Origin of the sequence: Faecalibacterium hominis (ex Afrizal et al. 2022) (assembly GCF_049545105.1) — a bacterium.
GTDB lineage: Bacteria > Bacillota > Clostridia > Oscillospirales > Ruminococcaceae > Faecalibacterium > Faecalibacterium duncaniae.
Genome location: NZ_CP186860.1, coordinates 1,200,288 through 1,219,947 on the forward strand (window position 1 = coordinate 1,200,288; position 19,660 = coordinate 1,219,947).

Here is a 19,660-nt window from a genome sequence, read left to right on the forward strand (position 1 = left end):
AGCTCTCAACCTTGATTAGATTTTGTTTAACTGCCGGGATTATCTGCGCGCTGCGCGCAACTCCGGCTCGTTCTTTGAAAAGCGTGATATCCCCCGCAGTACAGCCCCGAAGTTCTCAAAAAGGTCATGGAACAGGTAGAGAACTTTGAGGAGAACAATTAAGCATTTTCTCGTTTTAACGTGGGATTAGATTGCTGTAGACCTTAATACAAAAAGATAGATAATGAAAATCTGGTGTCTGCTGGTACCAAAAAGCAGATGGTTTCCAATCGCTGTTTGGATATTGTCAATGATGTAGTAAACCTTTTCATTATGCGGTTTGACACGGCTGGATAAAGCAGCAAATTTTTGAAGCTGCTTTGCCTGATGTAGACTGGTCAGACGGCATAATTTCTGCACCAGCTCCTCAGACTTCTTGGCAGAAATGATCTTCGAGGATGCTACTGCGTCTGTCAGCATTTTCAGTTCTGGATACTCAAACAGGCGGTTTCCCATAAAATATTGGTTTTGGGTACTCTTAACCACCACAATATCAATCCCCGCATCGATCAGCGCATTGGTATCTGCGTAAACAGTCTGCCGCACTGCCTGAATTCCTTTTCCATTCAGATGGGCAATGATGTCAGATACTGTGGCGGGATGGTTTTCATCGGTCCGCTCATAGAGAAACCGGAGTAATTCCAGTATCCGCATATTTGTTGAATTCTGCATACTTCACCTCCTCGATTCTTAAAATGGCCTATTTTGTATGGTGTCCAGCCCCAAAGACCAGAAGCAGGGCGACAGCACAGAGAAGCAGGCCGATCCAATTTCGATCTATAATCAGCTTGATCACCGCCACAAGCAGAAGTCCGCCTACCAGGAGCACAACGCCATTCATTCAGCGTCCTCCCGAAGCATAGTTTCCCATGTTGATGTCCAGCACCCCTCTGGGCGGCTGGATCAAGGCATCTTCATATTGGCACTTCCACTGGATCTCCCGGCACATCTGGCCATCCGCCACGCCGTCTATGGTTTCCCCATCCTCAATGGGGTTATCATGCTCCAGAATATAGGACGCTGCATTATAGGCGTGGTTTACCACCCAGTTGGGGTCCATGCCGTGGAAGTGGTACTGGAGATCCGGCAAAAACAGGGTGCTCATGCCCACCGTGTCGATGAGCATATCCTCCGTGCCCTCGATGTTGAAGAAACGGACATTGACGCCAAAGCGGATGAACCGATCCGGCCCCTCAATCTGATGGGAGCGCACATCCTCTGCCAGAAACAGCTTGCCGCAGTTCTGGAAATAGAACGCCTCACAGGTGGGGTACAGCTCTGCCAGAGCCTCCAGAAAGTCGGCATCCAGGTTGGCACGCTCCAGCGCCGGAAGCGCCGCAGTCAGCATATCGGTGGCCACCACCTGATATTTGCACTCCCGGAAGATCCGGTCACGGTCCTCCTGGCAGTCCCACATCTGGCTCATCAGAAAGGCATCGAAGCCTTTGCCCTTGAACTTGTCGCATTTCATCACCATCAGCTGCACCGGGCATTTTCCGTCCTTGAACTCTGCAATATGCTCCTGTGCGGCAAAGCCGGCCATTTTCTTATCATAACAGAAGCACTCTGTTGATCCGATGTGCTTCTCCATTATGGCAGTCATTTTTTCTTTATCCGGCATTTCTACCGGTTCTTTGAACAGCATCTGAATGAGATAGGGGCCTCCGGGCTGGGGGCCTTTTTTGTCATCCAGGTTTTGCTGGAACACTTTATTGCTCATACTTATTCCTCACTTTTCCTGATGGCATCTTCGATCTGTCTGCTGACGGTGTCCATATAAAGATACACCCCATCCCGATCACAGTGGTACAGGTTTGAGTAGCTTGTACTCTCATTAGGGCGGATAGGGTTAGGCTCCAGCACCTCGGTAGCTTCCAGCAGACCGACACTCAGTTCAGCCGCGGCAGTGAGGGCCTTTTTCAGCACAGCAAGCTGTCCGTTGCTCCAAATCCTCTCCAGATCTTCACACACTTTGGGGTCCTGCTCCAGATTACGGAGAAGTTGCACAACCTGCTTCGGAGACAGGTAGACACCGGCGCAGTAGTTTTCAATGATCTGATTTTCTGCCGGATTTGGAAAAGCTGTTGGCACCACCTGTTCCCATGAGGTAAAGTAGCGCGCATATTCTGGCTTTTGTTCCACCAGGAACGAAAAGGCACTACCTCTGGTGTAATAATAATCTCGGAAAAAACCTTGGATTACTGCAATATAGAAGCCGTGGCTTTTGTCAAACAGCTCGTTAGATTCCGTTTCAGCCCCAACGCGCAAGGTATTCAGATATTTTTCGGCATAGAAATCCTCCATTCCATGCTGCGCGGCAAGGGCCAGCACTTTTTCCTCCTGTCCCTGCTGTATCCAGGTTAAGGGAGTAAAATACCATTCCCGCATTTCCTCTGGTGAAATCGGGTGAAAACTCACATCGTATCCCACAAAAATCCTCTTTTCAATCCCACCAGAAGTACCAAACAGTGGACTGCCGCAGCACATCGGCCAGAGCGCCCACGGTGGCGTCCTCCGGCCCCTGGTCAATCACATCGGGACAGAAGCCATACAGTTCCACTGCTGCATCCATAGCCTTCTCCTCGGGAACGGGAGCCGGGAGCAGGAACTCCAACTCGTCGTGGCTCATGGCAGCGGGCACCGCCCCATGCTGTTCAAACCAGTATTTCGCAACTGCCATTAACTCTGGCGTGTTAGGACATTCATTCCAGCCACCAAAGGGCAGATAGGCAAAAATCTCCCAAGGATTCTTCACGGGGATTTTAGCCAGAATGAGAGGATAGGTCATATTATTATCGGAATCCCAGTAGCTTGAAAAACGACGGTTATCATATCCGCCCTCCATCTCGCCCAGGATCTCCTCATCCCAGTCCATATCGTCATCCTCGGCTTCTTCCTTGCGCTGCCCAATCATTTCCTCCAGGACTGCCTTACTGTTCTCGACAGGGGCGGAGAGCATTTTCTTCCGGTATTCGGCAACTTTGTCCGGGTCGAAAGCAAAGTCGTCCTCGCCATCGCTGTCCGGGTCAGAATTCATAATCAGGCATTCCCACAGGATTTCGTCATCCGCCTTAATCAGAACCGGCACAAAGCCCTCTTTGACACTTTCCCGTTTGGCATAGTTATATGCCGACATGATGGGGTCATCATCCGTCATTGAGGGGAAATAGGTACATTCACAGTCCAGATATTCCATCATGGCTTCCGCAAGGTCTGAAGGCTCCAGAGTGGCCTCATCGAAACTCTGTCCCTGCCAGTTGGCGAACCGCTTTTCCATGACTTTTGCCATAGCCTGATAATAGTTTTCATCAAATGGGATGAACAGATAGGCTTCATCTTGGAACTTATCGGAATAATATTGCTCTGAACCGAAATACTCCAAAGCATAGTTATCAATGTCGCTGGGGAAGTACGGGCTATCCGCCTCGCCGTAGTAATATCCAGCAAAGGCTGCGCCCTCCTTGTTGAACAGCGCCCCAAAGAGCTGTCCTTTCAGCTGGTCCCGGATAAAGCCACGCAGATCGGCGCGGCTCAGATCTGCCATAAACGGCTGCACCTGCTCCCAGTACCGCTCCATAAATTCCGCGCTCATCAGATCATGCTCTATGCACCAGCGCAGATAGATTGCCATGTGGTTGTAGGCATTGATCTCATTCACCGGCAAGCCCTTTTCCTGAATGGATTCCAGGTGCCATGCGGCATCGTCCATATCGCCGGTGAATTCTTCCTCTGCAAGCGTTCCTCTGGTGATGGCATTCTGGCGGGTGGGATTAACCACAAAACTGATGCCTGCCATTTTTTTAAGCAGAGCGTCCGCATCATGCTCCATCTTATACTCCATCTCATTCCGATAGAGCGGGATCACCTGATAGAAGTTGACCTCCTCGCCGCTCGGCAAAGTGCAGACTTCACCTCCGTTCCAGACAACATCCTGCGGACCTACCAGAAGTGCGGCGCAGAGTTCCGTATCCTCAGCAAACGGCGATTGCTTATCCATTGTGTGGCCAAAGCCCAGCCAGGTATCGTTGGAAATAGGCAGGCGTGCCAACACTTTCAAGAGACCAATCGGCCAGTACCACAGCTCATCCTTCAGGGATTCCTCATCCAGTTTCCAATCCGGTGGCAGAGCGATGGCCAGCTCTGCTCGCTCCAGCTTGTATTCCGCCAGTTCCTCCGGCACATTCATCCGGTGAGCACCCATGCCCATCGTTACCAGTGTGTAATAGTCCCGCTCATCAGAGGGAGGAACAACGCAGATGTCCACATGGATGTCAGGGGAAACCAGCTCATGGAACACATTCTCAAACTCACCAAAGGTGTTTTTGATGTGCTGCTCTATCGCAGACATCTCATCCTCCGAATAAACCTCCGGCTCGCTGTTTTTTCTTGAGGACCAGAAGGCATCCGCCTTCGTGCCGTCCGGGTTCAGGAAAATCTGAAAATACTGATCGTCTCCCGGCTGTTGATAGACAAGACCAATGCGGCGGGTCTGGTCCACAAACACACCTGTTAGAATGCCCTCTGGTTCTCCTTCAGGGGTGTGGGTTAGCCATTCACCGCTGTCCAGCCGTTCCTTGAGCTGCCGCAGCCAGTCGGTTCCCATCTTGGAGAGTCCAGCTTCGTTCATACGGAAGGAAAGTTCCACAAGATGTTCCTTCACCGGGTATTGGAATTCACAGCAGGGGGAATTTTTCTTATAGCTATACCGCTCTGGGTGGAACAGTTCATAAAATTCGGCAAGTCCCGCTTCGTCCACCCGAATGCAGGCTATGGCGCATTGTTTATCATCCGCATTCTCGTCCAGTCCCCGCTGGAGCGTTTGGTCAGCATCGGGATTGATCCAATGATATTCCATCTGTTCCAGGGTGGCTCCGGCTTTGATCTCTTTTTTTAAGGTCAGGAACTCATAATCTCCCGGTTCCAGTTTTAATCCTTGCTTGACGGCATCCAGCGCACCGGATTTATCGCCAAAATGCGCCCGTAGCTTGCCCAGATGGAGCCAGATCCAGGGGTAGTCCGGCTCCTCCAGAGCGCCCCGCTCCGCATATTCCAGTGCTTCTTCCAGCCTGCCGCAATACATCAACGCCACAGAATACCGGTAGTACCAGGTAGCGCAGCCCGTGGCGTTTTTCTCCGAATCCTTCATCCATTCCGCAGCGCGGTAGTAGTGGATGTAATCGTCCAGGTTAAGGCAGGCAAAGGCATACCAGAGGGCAATCTGTAAATCCTGGTGAGCCTGTTTTTCGCTGAATCGTCCTTCTTCTACGCCGCTTTTGATAAAATTCTCCAGCCAGTCGAGCATTTTCCCAAAGTAAGCGGCAGTTCCTTCGTCAAAGGACTCCAGTATTTCAATATCCTCTGTCGAGAGCAGGGAGCCAGTTTCCTCGTGAATATCAGGCTCCGGTTCTTTCTCGTCCAGTAGCGGCACACCGCCCACATCCCGCCGAAATGCGTGGAAGTGAGCATAGGGCAGGTCGCTTCCCTCAAAGAATGCCTGTGCCGCTGTTAGTACAGCGGGCAGATCCCAGGCGATAAAATCCAGATACCCACAATACAGACCAGTGGCCCCACCCAGGAAGGTCACGGCTTCCTCTCCTGCATCCCGTAGGATGGCATCCCGCAGGTTATCCCGGAAATCCAGAATAGCTTTCACTCGTTCCTCACCGGTAAAACCGGACAGCGGGTACAGGAGGAATCCAGCGGCAATGCCATCCTTGTGGTACTCATCCACCATATCACTGCGGGCAGTCAGGTAGTCGTTGATGAGCACCGGCAGGCGGCAGCTTCCAGTATAAACATCCAGCCGCCAGTCAGCCTCCGGGTCCTCCACCGGTTCCAGTTCATAGGCAAGATAACTGTTTTCCAAGTAGTCGCTGCCATCCCGCCAGAGAGAAAGCCCCATGCTTTGCAGCAGCTCCGGCAGCTGGGAAAGGAGCATAGCTGGTTCCTCTTTCGGCTGAGCATAAACATCGAACCCGGCGACAAAGGCGATAGCGGAAACTTCTCCGATGGTTTGATCCACCAGCATAGACAGCGCCCACCAGACCTTGTCTGTGTCCTCTTTTAAGATTGGCGTCAGCTTTTCACAGCAAAGGACCAGACTTACCTGATGATCCTCTGTTTCCTCTGCCCACATCTGCACATCCTCAGCCCGAACTTCAATCTCTCCAGCTCGCAGCTCGAACCCCTCACAGGGCTGGCGGCCTACCCAGATATTCCAATGCTCAAGCACCGATTCTGGGGCCTGCTTCTGGAAGTACACCAACGGGAACAGGCGGGAGCGAAGCCCCTCTGGACTGAGGATCAATTCATGCTTTTCGCCATTGAAGCCCAGCTCGAAGGAAGTATCACGCAGGGCCGTCTTGAGTGCATTCCCGCATTTTTCAACCAGTTCTTCGCCGCGCTGGTGTGTTTCGTCCGTATCTATGATTTGACGCAGTTCTGCCTCAATCTGAGAAAAGGCTGCCCATGCTTCCTGCGTCCTTTCACGGAAGTTCTTTTCAAAGCGGGGCAGGGACAAACGACGGCGGCAATCGTTTATGTACTCCTGCGTATCTTTGTCTCCGGGGCGGGCTTTCAGGGCCTTTTCAAAGTAACGCAGGGCGGGGCCTTCCTCATCCAGACAGTAATAGGCCAAAGCGATTCGATAATTCCAGCAGTGATCTTCGGCAAAATACTCCTCATGGGGAGCCAGAAGTTCCAGCGCCTTTTCAAAAGGCTCCCGTTCTCCTATATGTGCAACGGCAATATATGCCTTGGCCAATTCGCTGTCCAGTTCCGGGGTGCGCTCCTCGGCAGGAATCGCTTCCAGGGTGTCGATTACCTTCTGCGCTTCATCCTGTTCAAACCATTGCTGGCATTGTTTCAATAAATCCATATCATGATCTCCTTTTCCATCTTCGGTAGGGATAGGTTTCACTAATAAGCAGAGCTTGTAATTTCAAAGCTAAAATTCATATCTGCATTTATGGTGGCTTCTTCATTTGTGGCTGGTTGTATCACAAACTCAAATGTAGGTTCATAGTCCCCGTCCTGCAAGGTTTCTCCACCCAAAATCTCGATATGATACCAGCCATTTGCAAGCTCAATCATCGGCTTCTTATGCACTCTATAGTAAGAAATCAGATCTTTCACCTTTTCAGGCGTAAACTGTTCCAATATTGGCCATGTAAAAAGCATCAGCATATTATGATCTACTTTGAGGGAATAGCCACTTTTTCTAAGCTGCAATCGGTTTCTTTCTTTGCACAGCTCCGGTCTATCACCAGAGAGATTGAACAATATGGTATAGGGATAGTTTTCAATACCGGTCATTGGGATTACAATTCCTTCGGCAAATATCCTGTCGCCGCTTTCGTTTGTGGTAAACTCCATCGCTAAATCATCTGAAAGATGATTTGCCTGCTTCCAGTCCTCCAGCAACAAAATGTCACCAAGGAGAAAATAATTAACAAGATCGTTTAATACTTCCGTAAACCTATATATCATCCATTATGCCTCCCTTACAATCCTGTCCGTTGCCAGCCGTCCAGCCGCTCCTGCACCCCGTTGATCATCCAGCCCTCGCCCACGCGCTTCATGAGGAAACGGCGGTCAAAGCCGGTGTTTTTCTCTCTGGTGTAGATGTAGAGTTTGTTCTTAGTGATCTGCTCCGCGTCAAGGAATTCTTCCCCGTTGTAGGTGCCCTGGGCACTGTATGAGAGGCCCAGAGGCCGGTAGCCCGGACGGGGCTTTTCGCTCACATACTTTTCCCAGATCGTCAGCAGGCGGGGCACAGCCTCGGGATCTTCAAACCCAGCCTGCTCCATGTACTGCTCCCATTCTGTCATCTCGGCAAAGAAGGCAGACAACACCCTGCGGCATTCCGACGCTGCCTGCTCATCCAGCTGGACGGGCTTTTTGGCCTTTTCCCTCTGGAGCTGGGAGAAGTGTTCCATCTGCTCCCTGGTGAATTGCACATGGGCCACCGGCTCGATGCGGTTGTTGCCAGCGATGGCCAGCAGGCCCTCATAGGTAACGGCGGTATGGTCAATCTGGATGTGGGAGAGTTTTGGGATGGAGGCTGCCAGGAGCAGACCGGCATCATCCAGCCCGGTGCGGTTGAGTGTCAGAAGGTCCAGCTTGCAGCCTTGCAGGGCGGGCAGGCCGCTGCCGTGGATGGCGGCATTGCCGTCCAGCAGCAGATAGCGCAGCTTGGGCATAGGGGCAAAAACGGGGAAACAGGCATCGGTGAGCGCGCCGTCCTCCACGCCGAAGTTGGCCATGCTTTTATGCCCGGCAAAGGGGGCAAGCAGTTCATCGGTCACCGGATAGCCTTTCACATGAAAGCCCACCAGGGTGTAACCGGCCAGCCGTTCCATGATCTCTGTGGTCAGCTCTGGAATATCAAATTTCTTTTCTCCATCTAAAGTTAGGACACCGTTTTCCCAATCCGCTGTTCGTGTCCGTTTTGGCCATTCCATAGTTTACCTCCTTACTCTTGCGCTCTATCTATTACCATTCTCCACCCGGATGTCTGCACCCGGATCACAGGACGGAAAAAGTCATAGTCATTGTGAATCTCATTATCTTCCCGAACCTCCGGTTTACAGTGAGGGGAACAGGGTAAATATCCAAGCAAAGGGCCCATGCCTCCGCAGATATTGCAGCCGCCGTCACCGCCGCAGGTGGTCAATGTTTTCCCCTCTACCAACTCCCGCTTATATGGGTCGTAAGCGATAGACAGGCCAAAGAAGTTGGGCTGCTCCATGTCGTATGGCTTGCCCTGATCTTCCTCGCTTTCAAAGTGATGCAGTTTCATCTTGTGGTCCAGTCCATCCCCCCAGGGAAACAGGGTGCGGCATCCGCCTCCGCACAGATAGGCCCACTCATCCGGCGTGGGAAGGCTGGCTGCCACCTCCCACAACAGGAATCGCTGAAACTCCGGGTAGGTCATCGGATGGCACAGCCACGCTCGCCAGCTATCACCATTGCGTTCAAAGCGGACAGTTTCGTGTATCTCAAAACTCTGGCTGTTCTGGCCCGCCCACTTCTGCAAGTTCTCCAGCCAGTCGGAGTGGGCGGTGATGCGAGGGTCGTTCATAGGTACGCTTTCCCAGCCGATCTCCTCCAGTTTTCTGCCTACGAACATGGGGCCGATGGTCACCTGGCGTACTGGGGTCATGCCCTGCCGGAGAAATTCCTCCGCAGAGCCCTCATATTCGATTTCCGCAAAAATATCCGCCAGTTCCTCTTGGTTGGCCTTGTCCATCCCTTGGACAAAGCTCTCCCAGCCAAGAATCACGGTATCACCTGGGACAAAGACAAACTCCCGGCCACCTTTTTCAAACAGGCCGGTGGTGCAGCTTTGTCCCCAGCGGGAAAAGGCGTATAGTTCTTTGAATGTCAAATTATAACGAGTCGCCAGCGTCTGCATCAGCCAGAGCTTATCTGACAGTTTTAATGTATCAAATTGTGGGCGAAATAAATTCTCGTTCATAACAAGACCTCTTTCAATTTGCTCCGGCAGACTGTGATTCCCTTTCCACAAGGCGAACCGCCTCCGTCAACAGCTTGGGAAGCTGATTTGTTTCTGTCGTTTCATACTGCTGGACTGGATTCGCCCAATCGAAGTTATGAATGACAGAAATGATGTATCTGTCCTGATACCAGCCCATATCCAGCAGAAAGCAGTTCGGATATTCCACTTGCAGCATATCTTCTTTTTGCAAATAATTCCATCATTTTACCTCAGACTGCGTCCCAGTCGCATAACATTTCATTCTGCGTGACCCGGCGCAGTTCGTCCCGTATCTCCATTAGAGCAAAGCCCAGCAGGTTTTGCCCCCGCCACTTCATCGGGTCCTGTGCCTCCAGGGAGTTGGCTGAAAGCCGAATGCCCCAGATGTTATCGTAGGGACTGGCCTCCGCCAGCACACTATCTCCGGTGGAGAGGAGAAATTCCCGCAGGTCGAGGTTCTGGCTGAATTTGCACCAGTTGCCATTCAATACAATGGCGTATTTGAACTTGTCCCATACCTTCTGGTCAAACCCCCGCACCTTGCGGCCCAGGGCCTTGATCTGCTTTGGATCGCTGCATTTCAAAATCTGCTCCCGAATCTCCTGATCGCCGAACAGCTCCGCCTTGCCTGCCATCATATACTGCTCCATACAAAGATAGGTATTGACGATGGACCAGAAATCCTCCATCCACCACTGGCTGAGACAGCTTTTTGTCAGCTGGCCGTCCTCGGCAGGCTGATGGCCCCAGAACAGACACAGTTCCCGCTTTCTCCCCATGGAAAATTCCTGCTGGAGCCACTGGCGAGTGTACTTAGGGCTTCCTTCCGGCTGCCACGCATTCACCCAGAAGTCCCCATGTTCCAGCACTTCGCTGCTATCTTCGTCATCCCACCAGCCCTTCCAGGTTACCGGCTCGGGAAAGAGGGTGCGGTATTCCGTCCGCTCATCCGGGGAGAGGGTGTCCAGCCAATCGCCAAATCGGTATATGTAATCCTCCCCATAGCCCATGCGCCAGCCAATAGAGTATCTCTCGATCTCCCGGTGGGCCAGCCAAGGGGGAGGCATTATTTTCTTTTCCTGCAATGCCATATCGTTCTCCCTTATTTCTCTTGTAGTTTTCTTAGCAGCTTTACGATCCGCTCTCGGTTCTTTGCTGTTTTCATAAAAGTGGGAAGGTGGTCGGCCTGGGTCCTTTGTGGGCTGCCCAGGGGTTTTTCCCGCAGGTCGGCGCTAAGATAATCAATGAGATAGGCAAGATGTTCCCGGTTGAGCGCCCAGACCGGTTTGCCCTGGAAGGAAGCCAAAAACCACAGTTCCAGGCCGAACCAAGGGTCCTTTCCATTCCTGATCTCAGCAGCGTAAGAGAAAGCCTGAGCCGTTTTGTGGACCTCTCCCGGCATGGTTGCCCCGCAATAGGGGCAGGCCACATGGAGAACCGGAAAATGATGCTTTGCCATATCTTCAATATCAACCCGGTAGTACTTTCCGCAGTTTTCACACTGGTTATGGACATCATAGCGGTAGATCGTCCGCGTACTGATTGCTTGGTAACCGCAATTCAGGCACCGGAAATAAGCGTTATCATCATCCGCTGTTACAACGCCTGCGCCGTGGCACTTGGGACATTTCACTTGGATGCCGGTGGTGAGGGCGCTGTAAACACTATGGGTAAAATAAGGTTCATCAACAATCCGGCTCATACACCCACACGCTTCCTTAAAACAAAAAATGAATCATTTCCCCTCACGCCAATTCTACCTTGATACCGCACCGTTCCAGAACCGGCAGCACCTGTTCCGGCTTGGAGGACATGAGGGTAATCTGTTTGAGATTGGGGAACTGGCGCAGTTCCGCCTCAGTAATGGTGTTGAGATCAAAGGCCCCATTCTCGCCATCCCAGAACGGACAGAGCTGGGTATAAATCTCGCTGCCGCCATCCATCTCGATCTCTGTGACCTCCGGGGCCAGCCGCTCCGGGACCGGGTATTGCTCCAGCCACTTCCGAATCTCTGGGATGGGTTCATACCCTTCTGCGTCAATGTCGATTTTGCGTCGGCTATATTCTCTGACAAACTCATGGGCATCCAGTTTGGGTGCCAGTAAGCCTTTCTCGTACATCAGGACTTCCATAACCGCCAGCTTGAAGTTGAAGCTGGTAAAGGTGAGCACTGGTTCAGTCAGCTTGGATAACTTGTATTTCTGCGCTTTCGCCGCCTTATTCTCTGGCTCTTTCCAGCTGATCTGTACCATAGCGGAGAGGGCCTCCAGCTTTGCTTTCTGCGCGGACTGCTCCTCTGGAACAGGACCCGGCAAGCGGGTATAAACAGTAAAGCCGCCCAATTTGAGGGTATGGGCAAATCCAGCGAAATCCTTCCAGCTGGCCTCCCGGTAGTCCTTGGACCCAATCCAAACCGCTCCGTCAAATGCCTGCCGGACCGCATACTCTCCCTGTGTCGCTACCCGGACGCCAAGGGTTTTGATGGTCTGCTCATCTTCATCCAACCAGCCCTGGAGTCCAAGCTCGTCCCACAAAGCAAGTGCTTGGGTATAGGGACTCTCTCGGCCAGTCATGGGGCTTTTCCGTGTTCCAGTTTGCAGGACAATGCGGGCGGGCCCCAGCTTTGCCACAAGCTGCGAAAGGGTAAACGGCGGCGTAAATACCGACCCCAGGATGGTCAGGCTGTCTTTTTTGAGAATGATTTTTCGCTCCGTGGCCTTGGACGGTAGAAAGATAGGCAGATTCGGGTACACTTCTTTGTACTCCCGCCATTCCAGCTTTTTGGGCTTGTTTGCCGTCCGAAGGAAGTCCCAGAAGTCGATGGGATAACGAAATACCGGCCCAACCCTATCTCGCCGGGTGATGATGACCACCGTGCCATCGGTGAGTATTCCGATGTGCTGCATTTTCTCCCCGCCGAACATTTCCGGACGGATACGCAGCACTTCACGGGTGTTCCTATTGATGAGCTGGGCAAAGTCATTGGAGAGGATTTCGCCGTTTCCCTGCACCAGCAGCCAGTCCCCGGTAAACCAGCGAAGTTTCAGCCCCTCGCCCATTCCAGACAGGGGGGCAATTCGGCACCGCCCGGTGTCCATGTCCAGTTCCAGCAGGCATTCTTCCATCCGCCCCTTGCCACTGACTGCGTGGATCATGGTAATGCGGCCTGTGCCGGGAACGGGAACAGCCTCGGAGAGATGGTCGTATCCATCCAGAGAGAAGGTGTGTTTTGTTACCTTGCCGTTTTCCCAGCGGTAAATCTGCCCCTTGTACCACTCGTTGGAAAAGTAGACCCGGCCCAGACCGTCTGTTGTAATGCCGCAATGGTATTTGGTGCTCCATCCATCTTCCGGCAGGGGCCAGTTTTTCACATCCTGACAGGTGCCCCGGTCGGTGAGTTCAATCCGTGTGGCGTTGGTGGGATCGCCCACCCAGAGGGAATGGTCAGCCCAGCACAGGGTCCGGGGCGGACCGTCATATCCAACGGGGGACGGTTCGGCCCAGTTGAGCGTGGCTGGATTCTTGCTCAGTAATGCTCGGCCAATAGTCCCGCTGCCAGCGGTCCTGGACGCAGCATAGAGTCCATTTTCTGCGGAATAAGTGAGGCACCCAAGATGCGGCAAACTGTGGGCGCGGGTCACCTGGGGCGGACGCTGGCGCAGATCGGCCACACAGCCGTTTTTCCATTCTTCTGCATCCTGGTTTTTCCATTCGCCCGCCGCAAAATCACCCGCCAGGGAGTTGAAGAAATAATCGTACTCATCCTGAAGTATGTACTCCTCGCAGGGCATCAGCTTCCCAGGGTCCTGCTCCTTGGCATGGTCGCCCCATTTTCGCCCTTGCTGTTTCATCAGGTGGCAATATTGCCCCTGCTTTTTGCAGTAGCGTTCCCATTCGTTGCGTTCTTCTTCTGGGATCAAGGCAAACAGATACTCGTCCTCATCGTCCAGGTTATACAACGCCCAGCCGAAGGCAGAGAGTTCCTGCCCCAAGGCCGCCGCTCCTTTTTCATGGGGCAATTTCATATATTGGATGCCGATGGCGTCAAAGCGTTCATCCAGCAGCGCCGGGACCTGTGCGCCCCATTTCCCTCGAAGTTCCGCCAGAGTGTCCTGTACGGCTCCGTCAAATTTTAGAATGTCCAGCGCATCGGATATGATTTGTGCCCAGTCTGGCATGAAAGTACCCCCTTTTTAGTGCCTCAAAGTTTGCTGCTCAGCCGCTTGACTGGCGCAGACATTACATCTGGAAAATGCTTACACAGAATCTCTGTGAATAAGGTCATTACAAGAAACGGCTTGAGATTACCTGCTGCAATCTCAAAATATTGAGAATAGCCCCAATCCAACTCATCTTCTCCGCACCAAAAGTTGAGAAGTTCTGCCCCCAGATCCATCCGCTGACTGGATAGGGATTTCCATGGAATCTGTGACCGCAGATACTCCTGAACCTCTCTGAGCTGTTCTGCGGCAATGCGCTGATGGGCATAATCCCACACATTCTTAAAATAGGTATCCAGTTCTACATAGCCAGAAAAGAGGATGCCGCAATCAATCTTGGAAAATATCTCCACCATACAAAGGATGCGCCGCCGGTGAAAAGCCTCCATTTCCCGTTCCAAGGCCTCAGCCTGAATCATTTCGTGTTTCTCTATACAGGCATAAGCTTCATTTTCTGGTATCTGGAACGCTTCATCTACTTTTTTGGCTATGGTAAACATCTGGATTTCATCGGCATTCTTGCGCTTGCGTAGGTCATCCCAACTGCCTCGCTCCCATTTATCCTCTTTTGAATAACAAGCAGAGCATATCGCTTGTGCCGGGTCAATTTCTCTCGTCAAACAGTAAGGACAAAGAATTTTCGCATTCTCACACAATCTGATCGGCTCCTTTATATTATTCCATGTCCGCTTCTATTTCTTCCGCTTCCGACAAGCCATATACATCCGTTGGCGTATCCCCTGAAAACTCAACCATAAGTCCAAATGGCTCCCCCACAGGAAGGGTACAAATCTCAAAGTGCAGGCCCCATTCTGTCTCATCATAAAACAGAAATTGCGGCTGCTCGGCGGGAATCTCCGTTTCAGGGAATGGAGCGCGCTGCAATCCAAACTTCTCAGGGCTTTTACCAATCTGCGCCTGAATCTCATGCTCCGCTTTTGAAAGATACTCCCGCCAGTTTTGAAGCACAGAACGGATAAAATCCAGGTTTGCCGACCGGAGTTCAGATGTGTTCAAAATAATGGAAAACAGGATCTCTGTGTCTGCGATTCTTCCAGTCCAGCAGTGGATGGTCCCTGGTCCTTTCTGAAAGGTCAGTGCTCCCAATCCCAAATCGGAATGTTCAAAAAACTGTTCCATATCATTCTTGCCCCAATCCCCAGGTTACAGCGACAGCCATGTGGTCAAAGCACTAATTTCCTCCCGCAGCAATCCGGATTTCCCAGCGGCGACAAAGGCTTTTTGGATACTGCCATAGCGCCGCCCGGAGCGGTCTACCAGCTGGAGCGCGGCTGCCTCCAGACCGGGAATTGCCAGCACAGCATCTGCCAGCGCCTGGGCGGAGAGTTTATCCCCGATCAGAGAGGCGGCAAAGTAGCGCAAATGGCTGTGAGAGAGGGCGGACAAATCGCTGAGTTTATGCAGTTCATAGAGTTTCAGGGCATAAAGGGAAGGAAGCCCATCCAGAGCCGGTAGTTTCTGCACAGCTGGTAGTGACTGGAGATAGAGTTTCTGAAGCCGGGTCGCTGGAGTCAGGAAAGGGGCAAGATCTTCCGTTTTCCGCATTTCCTCCAAATGGAGATAGGTAATGCTGGTGAGAAGTGGGGTGATGTCGCCATTCTTTTCCCCACGCAGGTGGAGAACACGCAGGCCGGGGAGAGAAACATTGTCCCAGGAAACAGGGGCCGACAGCCATAGGGACAGTGTATGAAGCTGCTTTAGCCCGGAGAGAACTTCTACACCCTCACACTTTTCCATTAGGGTCAGTTCCTCCAGATTGGGATAATCTCGCAGGAAGGACAGATTCACCTTCCGCTCTCCTGTCACAGACAGACACCGTACCGCATCTGGTTTTAGTCCATTCAGATCAATCTTTTCTCCGCCGCGCCAGAAAACTGCGGTGCAGTATGCCTGTTCCATTTTGCTTCTCTCCTTATTCCTCAAACTCGCCCTCAATCATTCCATTAAGATATTTTCCGGGATCAGCAATAAATTCCTCCCATTTGGCTAACGGATGAAACTCCTTATGCTCAATGTCCAGATACCAGAGTTTCTTATCTCTGGGACTCCACAGCAGCAAATAGTCGCTGTAATTGTCCATTTTCGCCATAAGGGAGAGCAACTTTTTCCGTTTCCAGGTCATCTCCTGTACATCCATGTAGGGGTACAGTTCCGCCCATTTCACCAGTTCCCGCTCTGGAAATTCCAGACGCAAGGGGCCGGTCTTTAAGTATTCCACCAGCTTGGCAGGCAGCTTGTAAGGCATGAGTTGACGCGCTTTTTCCTGTTCGTTATGCCATTCCTCCGGCTCCAGAGCTTTTAAGTAGGCGGCCATTTCCTGATTTTTGTTCTGTACTGCCACGGTGTAGGGCCGGTCACCGTATTTATCCGGGATGGTGATGTCTGCACCCTGTTCCACAAGCCAGCGCACCATAGAAAAATCGTTGTGCCGTGCAGCTTCAGTGACAGGAGTCGAAGCGTAGGGAAACACCATATCTGGCTTGTGATAGTTGATGTCCGCCCCGTTTTGAATCAGATACTCCACCAGCAGCTGATTTCCATGGCTCGCCATACTGCGCAGGGCTTCACCGCCGTATTGTTTCAAATCCATGCCCATCCTTTTCAAAATGGGGAGTACATTAGGCTCATCCCGATCCACCAAGTGGAGAAACAGCCTGCATATATCCCTTTGCGTTGCGGGGATTCTGACTCCCACATCTACCAAAAAGGAAAACAGGGTCAGGTCTTGACTGCGCAGGGAACCACAAAGCAATTCTTCCGGGTTATGGGTCAAATCTGCTCCGCATTCGATCAGGAGCTGTACCATGTCCATCCGATTTTCCAGTACAGCCAATTCCAGCGGAGAGGCTTCGTCATCCCGCGGCCAATCTCCAATCATTACATGATAGCATTGTGGCTCATTGGGAGAATGCCCTGCGTGAAGCAGGGAACGAATCGCCTCTATGTCACCACTTTTGATGGCAGCCATCATGGGAGGTACATTTGAATAGCTTACTTCACTCATCCGAGTCCTCCTTATAGTCTATTGAAAAATTTCCTGATACCTTTCTCTCAGTTCCTTCGGAGCCGTCTTAATGACCTTGCTGCCGCCGTTTTCAGAGGCTTGCCCCCAGATGGCCCAGAGCAGGCTCTGCCAAGCGATGGCCCGGAATTTCGGGTCTTCGTTTTCTTCCGGCAGGAGATAAGCGGAAAAGCGGCGCTTGACTGCCAGCAGTGCATCCAGGCTTTCCCCATTGGCTATCAGGCTGCGGAATTCTCTGGCAGGCTCCAGCCACTGCATAGATAATGCGCCCCGCACCAATACCCCCAGCGTCCATGGTTGGAACCCAAACTTTCGGATCAAGGCATGAAGGAATTTCCCTTGCAGGGAGGAGTGCTCGTCATCGCAGAGATCCAGATACTCCGTCACCAGCGGTGCCCACGGTTCTCCCTCCAGCCCCAGGGCAAACACGGCGAAGGTGCCGGGCATCGCACAGGCTTCATCCGCGAGGTTTTGGTACCACTCAAACTCCCGCATAGCCAGGCGAGCGTACCGCGCCATAGCCGAGTGCAGATTGGGGTGCTGCACAGCGCAGGCAAAGAGCTGATTGACTCCCTTTTTGGGCAGGCCGGGAATGGGCAGGTAAATCTTCTCCGGCCCCCGGAACTCCACCGAGTAACTGCGGGGAAATTCCTCCTGCTCCAGCACCGCGCACAGGTAGTCCAGGATTTCCCCATAGCACTCCTCGGTGGAGTCCCTGGCGGTGATGCGGATGGTGGCAAACGCATCGTTGGCCGATGCGGTGAAATGCTCCGTCTTACGCCGCTGGATGTCCTTTGGCAATTTGCCGCTGCCGCCCGTTTTCAGCTGCTTCACCATGTCCGGGCGAATCTGGGAAACCAGGCCGAGAATGCGCTCGGTGGTGAGGGAGTTGTAGCTGGCTCCATATACCGTATAACAGACCGCCACATAGCAGGCAAAGCGCAGCAGGCCGTCATCCACATCCTCCGGCCTCAGTTCGGGCCACACGGTGCAGGGCGGGTAAGCGGAAAAGTAATCCTCTTTCTCTCCAACCTCAAAATACCGCTCCTGCACCTGATGTTCGATGTATTGTCCCAGTGTGTGGTCAATCTCTTTCCAGCCCGCCAGCCGCCGCAGGGCATCGCAGAAGGCGACCGCATCCGCATAGGGAAATCCCTTCAAAGGCAGTTTGGACAGGTACCGCTCCAGCAGCTGGCTGGGAAGAAAGGGTGTTCCGTTTTGATTCCGAACAACCACCGGGTAGCCGGAATGGTTTTCTTTTGCGGTTCCATCCAACACATCCTGAATGCACTGATCGGCTTGTTCCAGCACTTCGGGGTCCGTGTCCGGTTTATGGATCAGATAATAACGGCCATGCACGCCGTCTCGTTTCGGTAAACTCATAGCAGGCCACCTCTTTCTTCCAGGCTCTCCGTGATTGGAATAAAAATCTGCCGGCAACGCTCTTTCAGTTCCTCCGAAGCTGCTTCCACCACTTTTTGACCACCCTTGGCGCTGCCCTTTCCCCAGATCACATAGCAGACCGTTTCCCATGCGTATTGCAGCACTTCCTCCGGGCTGGCTTCTGTTTCTTCTGCGGGTTTCTCGTCCTCGTCATCATCGTCATCCTCGTCGGAGGAAAAACCGCTTGGAACGATCTCGGACAGGTGGATTTTTGCCTCCAGCAGAGCGTCCAGGCTTTCTGCGTTTGCCATCCACGCGGCATAGTCCTTGGAATACTTCATGTTCTGCATGGACAGCACCCCACGGACAAATACAGGGACGGTATCGGCGGTAAATCCGAACTGTTTCACATACTCCCGGAGGAATTTTTCCTGTAAGTGGGAGTGCTCATCATCACAGAGATCGAGATAATCCAATACCAGCTGCCGCCACTCTTGCCCCAGCATTCCCAGGGCGAACACGGCAAAACTTCCGGGGAGCGCGCACTGCTCATCGCTGAGATTGGTGTACTGCTCATATTGCCGCATGGCAAGCCGGGCGTACCGTTCCATCAGGGGGTGGAGGCCGGGGTACTGCACGGCACAGGCAAAGAGCTGGTTTACTCCCTTTTTGGGCAGACCTGTGATGGGAAGATACCTCTTTTCCGGTCCTTTGAACTCCACCGCATAGCTGCGGGGAAAATCCTCCTGCTCCAGAAGCTCACACAGGTAGTTCAGCACTTCACGGCAGCATTCCTCCGTATTGTCCCTGGCAGTAATACGGATCGCAGCAAAGGCATCGTTGGCCGATGCGGTGAAGTGCTCTGTTTTCCTCTTTTGCAGAGAGAGCGGCAGCCTGCCGGTCCCGTGTTCCCGGAGCTTTTTCACCATATCAGGACGGACTTTCTCCACCAATCCAAAGAGGTAATTGGCGTCCAGATACTGAAAGTCCAAGCCATACACTTTATAGCTCACCGCCACATAGCAGGCGAAACGCAGCAGCGGCTCCGGGACCTCCTCTGCACGGATACCTGGTTTCAGGGAATACTCCCGATCCCAGAAGCGATCATCTTCATCGCCTGTTACAACAAAATACTTCTCTTGTAGCTCCCGTTTCAGCATATCAAGTAGATGGTGGTCAATTTCACCCCAGCGGCTCTGGCGGCGCAGGTTTTCGCTGAAGGCGATGGCCTTTTCCGCATCCAGGGTCTCGGCCCGCTGTATTTCGGTCCATGCCCTAAGCAGTTGCCACACCTCAAAGGGTGCACCTTGACTGCTGACCACTACCGGCGGCCAGTGGGAATCATCAAGCCGCGTGATTTTCCCGTCAATGGCATCCTGGATACACTGGTCAAAGAGCGGTTGCAGTTCTTCCTGTACCTCGGGCTTCATCCAGTAACAGCGCCCGTCCGCACTGTTGAACTTTGGCAAATTCATA

General features: G+C 52.5%; 16 protein-coding genes and 1 pseudogene. All 17 read right to left on the minus strand.

Going from position 1 to position 19,660, the window contains the following annotated elements; translation table 11 throughout:
- Positions 1-258: 258 nt before the first annotated feature.
- Positions 259-711: pseudogene (locus ACKXGA_RS05740) on the minus strand (WYL domain-containing protein); the annotation flags it as partial.
- A gap of 169 nt (positions 712-880) precedes the next feature.
- Complete coding sequence (locus ACKXGA_RS05745) at positions 881-1,759, minus strand: DUF4261 domain-containing protein (protein WP_117929927.1); 879 nt, start codon at positions 1,757-1,759, stop codon at positions 881-883.
- 2 nt (positions 1,760-1,761) lie between these two features.
- Positions 1,762-2,469, minus strand: a complete 708-nt coding sequence (locus ACKXGA_RS05750) for a hypothetical protein (RefSeq protein WP_423730267.1) — start codon at positions 2,467-2,469, stop codon at positions 1,762-1,764.
- 13 nt (positions 2,470-2,482) lie between these two features.
- Positions 2,483-6,916: a suppressor of fused domain protein gene (locus ACKXGA_RS05755; RefSeq protein ID WP_423730268.1), complete on the minus strand. Its 4,434-nt coding sequence runs from the start codon at positions 6,914-6,916 to the stop codon at positions 2,483-2,485.
- A gap of 41 nt (positions 6,917-6,957) precedes the next feature.
- Complete coding sequence (locus ACKXGA_RS05760) at positions 6,958-7,527, minus strand: hypothetical protein (protein ID WP_005928002.1); 570 nt, start codon at positions 7,525-7,527, stop codon at positions 6,958-6,960.
- 14 nt (positions 7,528-7,541) lie between these two features.
- The gene (locus ACKXGA_RS05765) at positions 7,542-8,501 is read right to left on the minus strand and encodes an NTF2 fold immunity protein (protein ID WP_423730269.1); all 960 of its coding nucleotides are present in this window, start codon (positions 8,499-8,501) and stop codon (positions 7,542-7,544) included.
- Between the two features lie 11 nt (positions 8,502-8,512).
- The gene (locus ACKXGA_RS05770; RefSeq protein WP_423730270.1) at positions 8,513-9,517 is read right to left on the minus strand and encodes a hypothetical protein; all 1,005 of its coding nucleotides are present in this window, start codon (positions 9,515-9,517) and stop codon (positions 8,513-8,515) included.
- Positions 9,518-9,530: 13 nt separating this feature from the next.
- Positions 9,531-9,749, minus strand: coding sequence for a hypothetical protein (locus tag ACKXGA_RS05775; protein WP_423730271.1), 219 nt, complete (start codon positions 9,747-9,749; stop codon positions 9,531-9,533).
- A gap of 19 nt (positions 9,750-9,768) precedes the next feature.
- The gene (locus ACKXGA_RS05780; RefSeq protein WP_423730272.1) at positions 9,769-10,629 is read right to left on the minus strand and encodes an NADAR family protein; all 861 of its coding nucleotides are present in this window, start codon (positions 10,627-10,629) and stop codon (positions 9,769-9,771) included.
- Positions 10,630-10,640: 11 nt separating this feature from the next.
- A complete protein-coding gene (locus tag ACKXGA_RS05785; RefSeq protein ID WP_423730273.1) occupies positions 10,641-11,240 on the minus strand; it encodes a hypothetical protein in 600 nt (199 codons plus the stop codon).
- 43 nt (positions 11,241-11,283) lie between these two features.
- Entirely contained in the window at positions 11,284-13,716 is a 2,433-nt protein-coding gene (locus ACKXGA_RS05790) for a DUF6892 domain-containing protein (protein WP_423730274.1), read from the minus strand.
- A 23-nt stretch (positions 13,717-13,739) separates the two neighbouring features.
- A complete protein-coding gene (locus tag ACKXGA_RS05795; protein WP_423730275.1) occupies positions 13,740-14,414 on the minus strand; it encodes a hypothetical protein in 675 nt (224 codons plus the stop codon).
- A 19-nt stretch (positions 14,415-14,433) separates the two neighbouring features.
- Complete coding sequence (locus tag ACKXGA_RS05800; protein ID WP_025543807.1) at positions 14,434-14,898, minus strand: hypothetical protein; 465 nt, start codon at positions 14,896-14,898, stop codon at positions 14,434-14,436.
- 24 nt (positions 14,899-14,922) lie between these two features.
- Entirely contained in the window at positions 14,923-15,678 is a 756-nt protein-coding gene (locus ACKXGA_RS05805; RefSeq protein WP_117484245.1) for a hypothetical protein, read from the minus strand.
- A gap of 13 nt (positions 15,679-15,691) precedes the next feature.
- Positions 15,692-16,783 carry an ankyrin repeat domain-containing protein gene (locus tag ACKXGA_RS05810; protein ID WP_423730276.1) on the minus strand — a complete coding sequence of 364 codons (1,092 nt, stop codon included), beginning with the start codon at positions 16,781-16,783 and terminating at the stop codon, positions 15,692-15,694.
- An 18-nt stretch (positions 16,784-16,801) separates the two neighbouring features.
- Positions 16,802-18,184, minus strand: coding sequence for a DUF6138 family protein (locus ACKXGA_RS05815; protein ID WP_423730277.1), 1,383 nt, complete (start codon positions 18,182-18,184; stop codon positions 16,802-16,804).
- Positions 18,181-19,659: a DUF6138 family protein gene (locus tag ACKXGA_RS05820; protein ID WP_423730278.1), complete on the minus strand. Its 1,479-nt coding sequence runs from the start codon at positions 19,657-19,659 to the stop codon at positions 18,181-18,183. Before ACKXGA_RS05820 ends, ACKXGA_RS05815 begins: the two co-directional genes overlap by 4 nt.
- Between the last annotated feature and the right edge of the window lies 1 nt (position 19,660).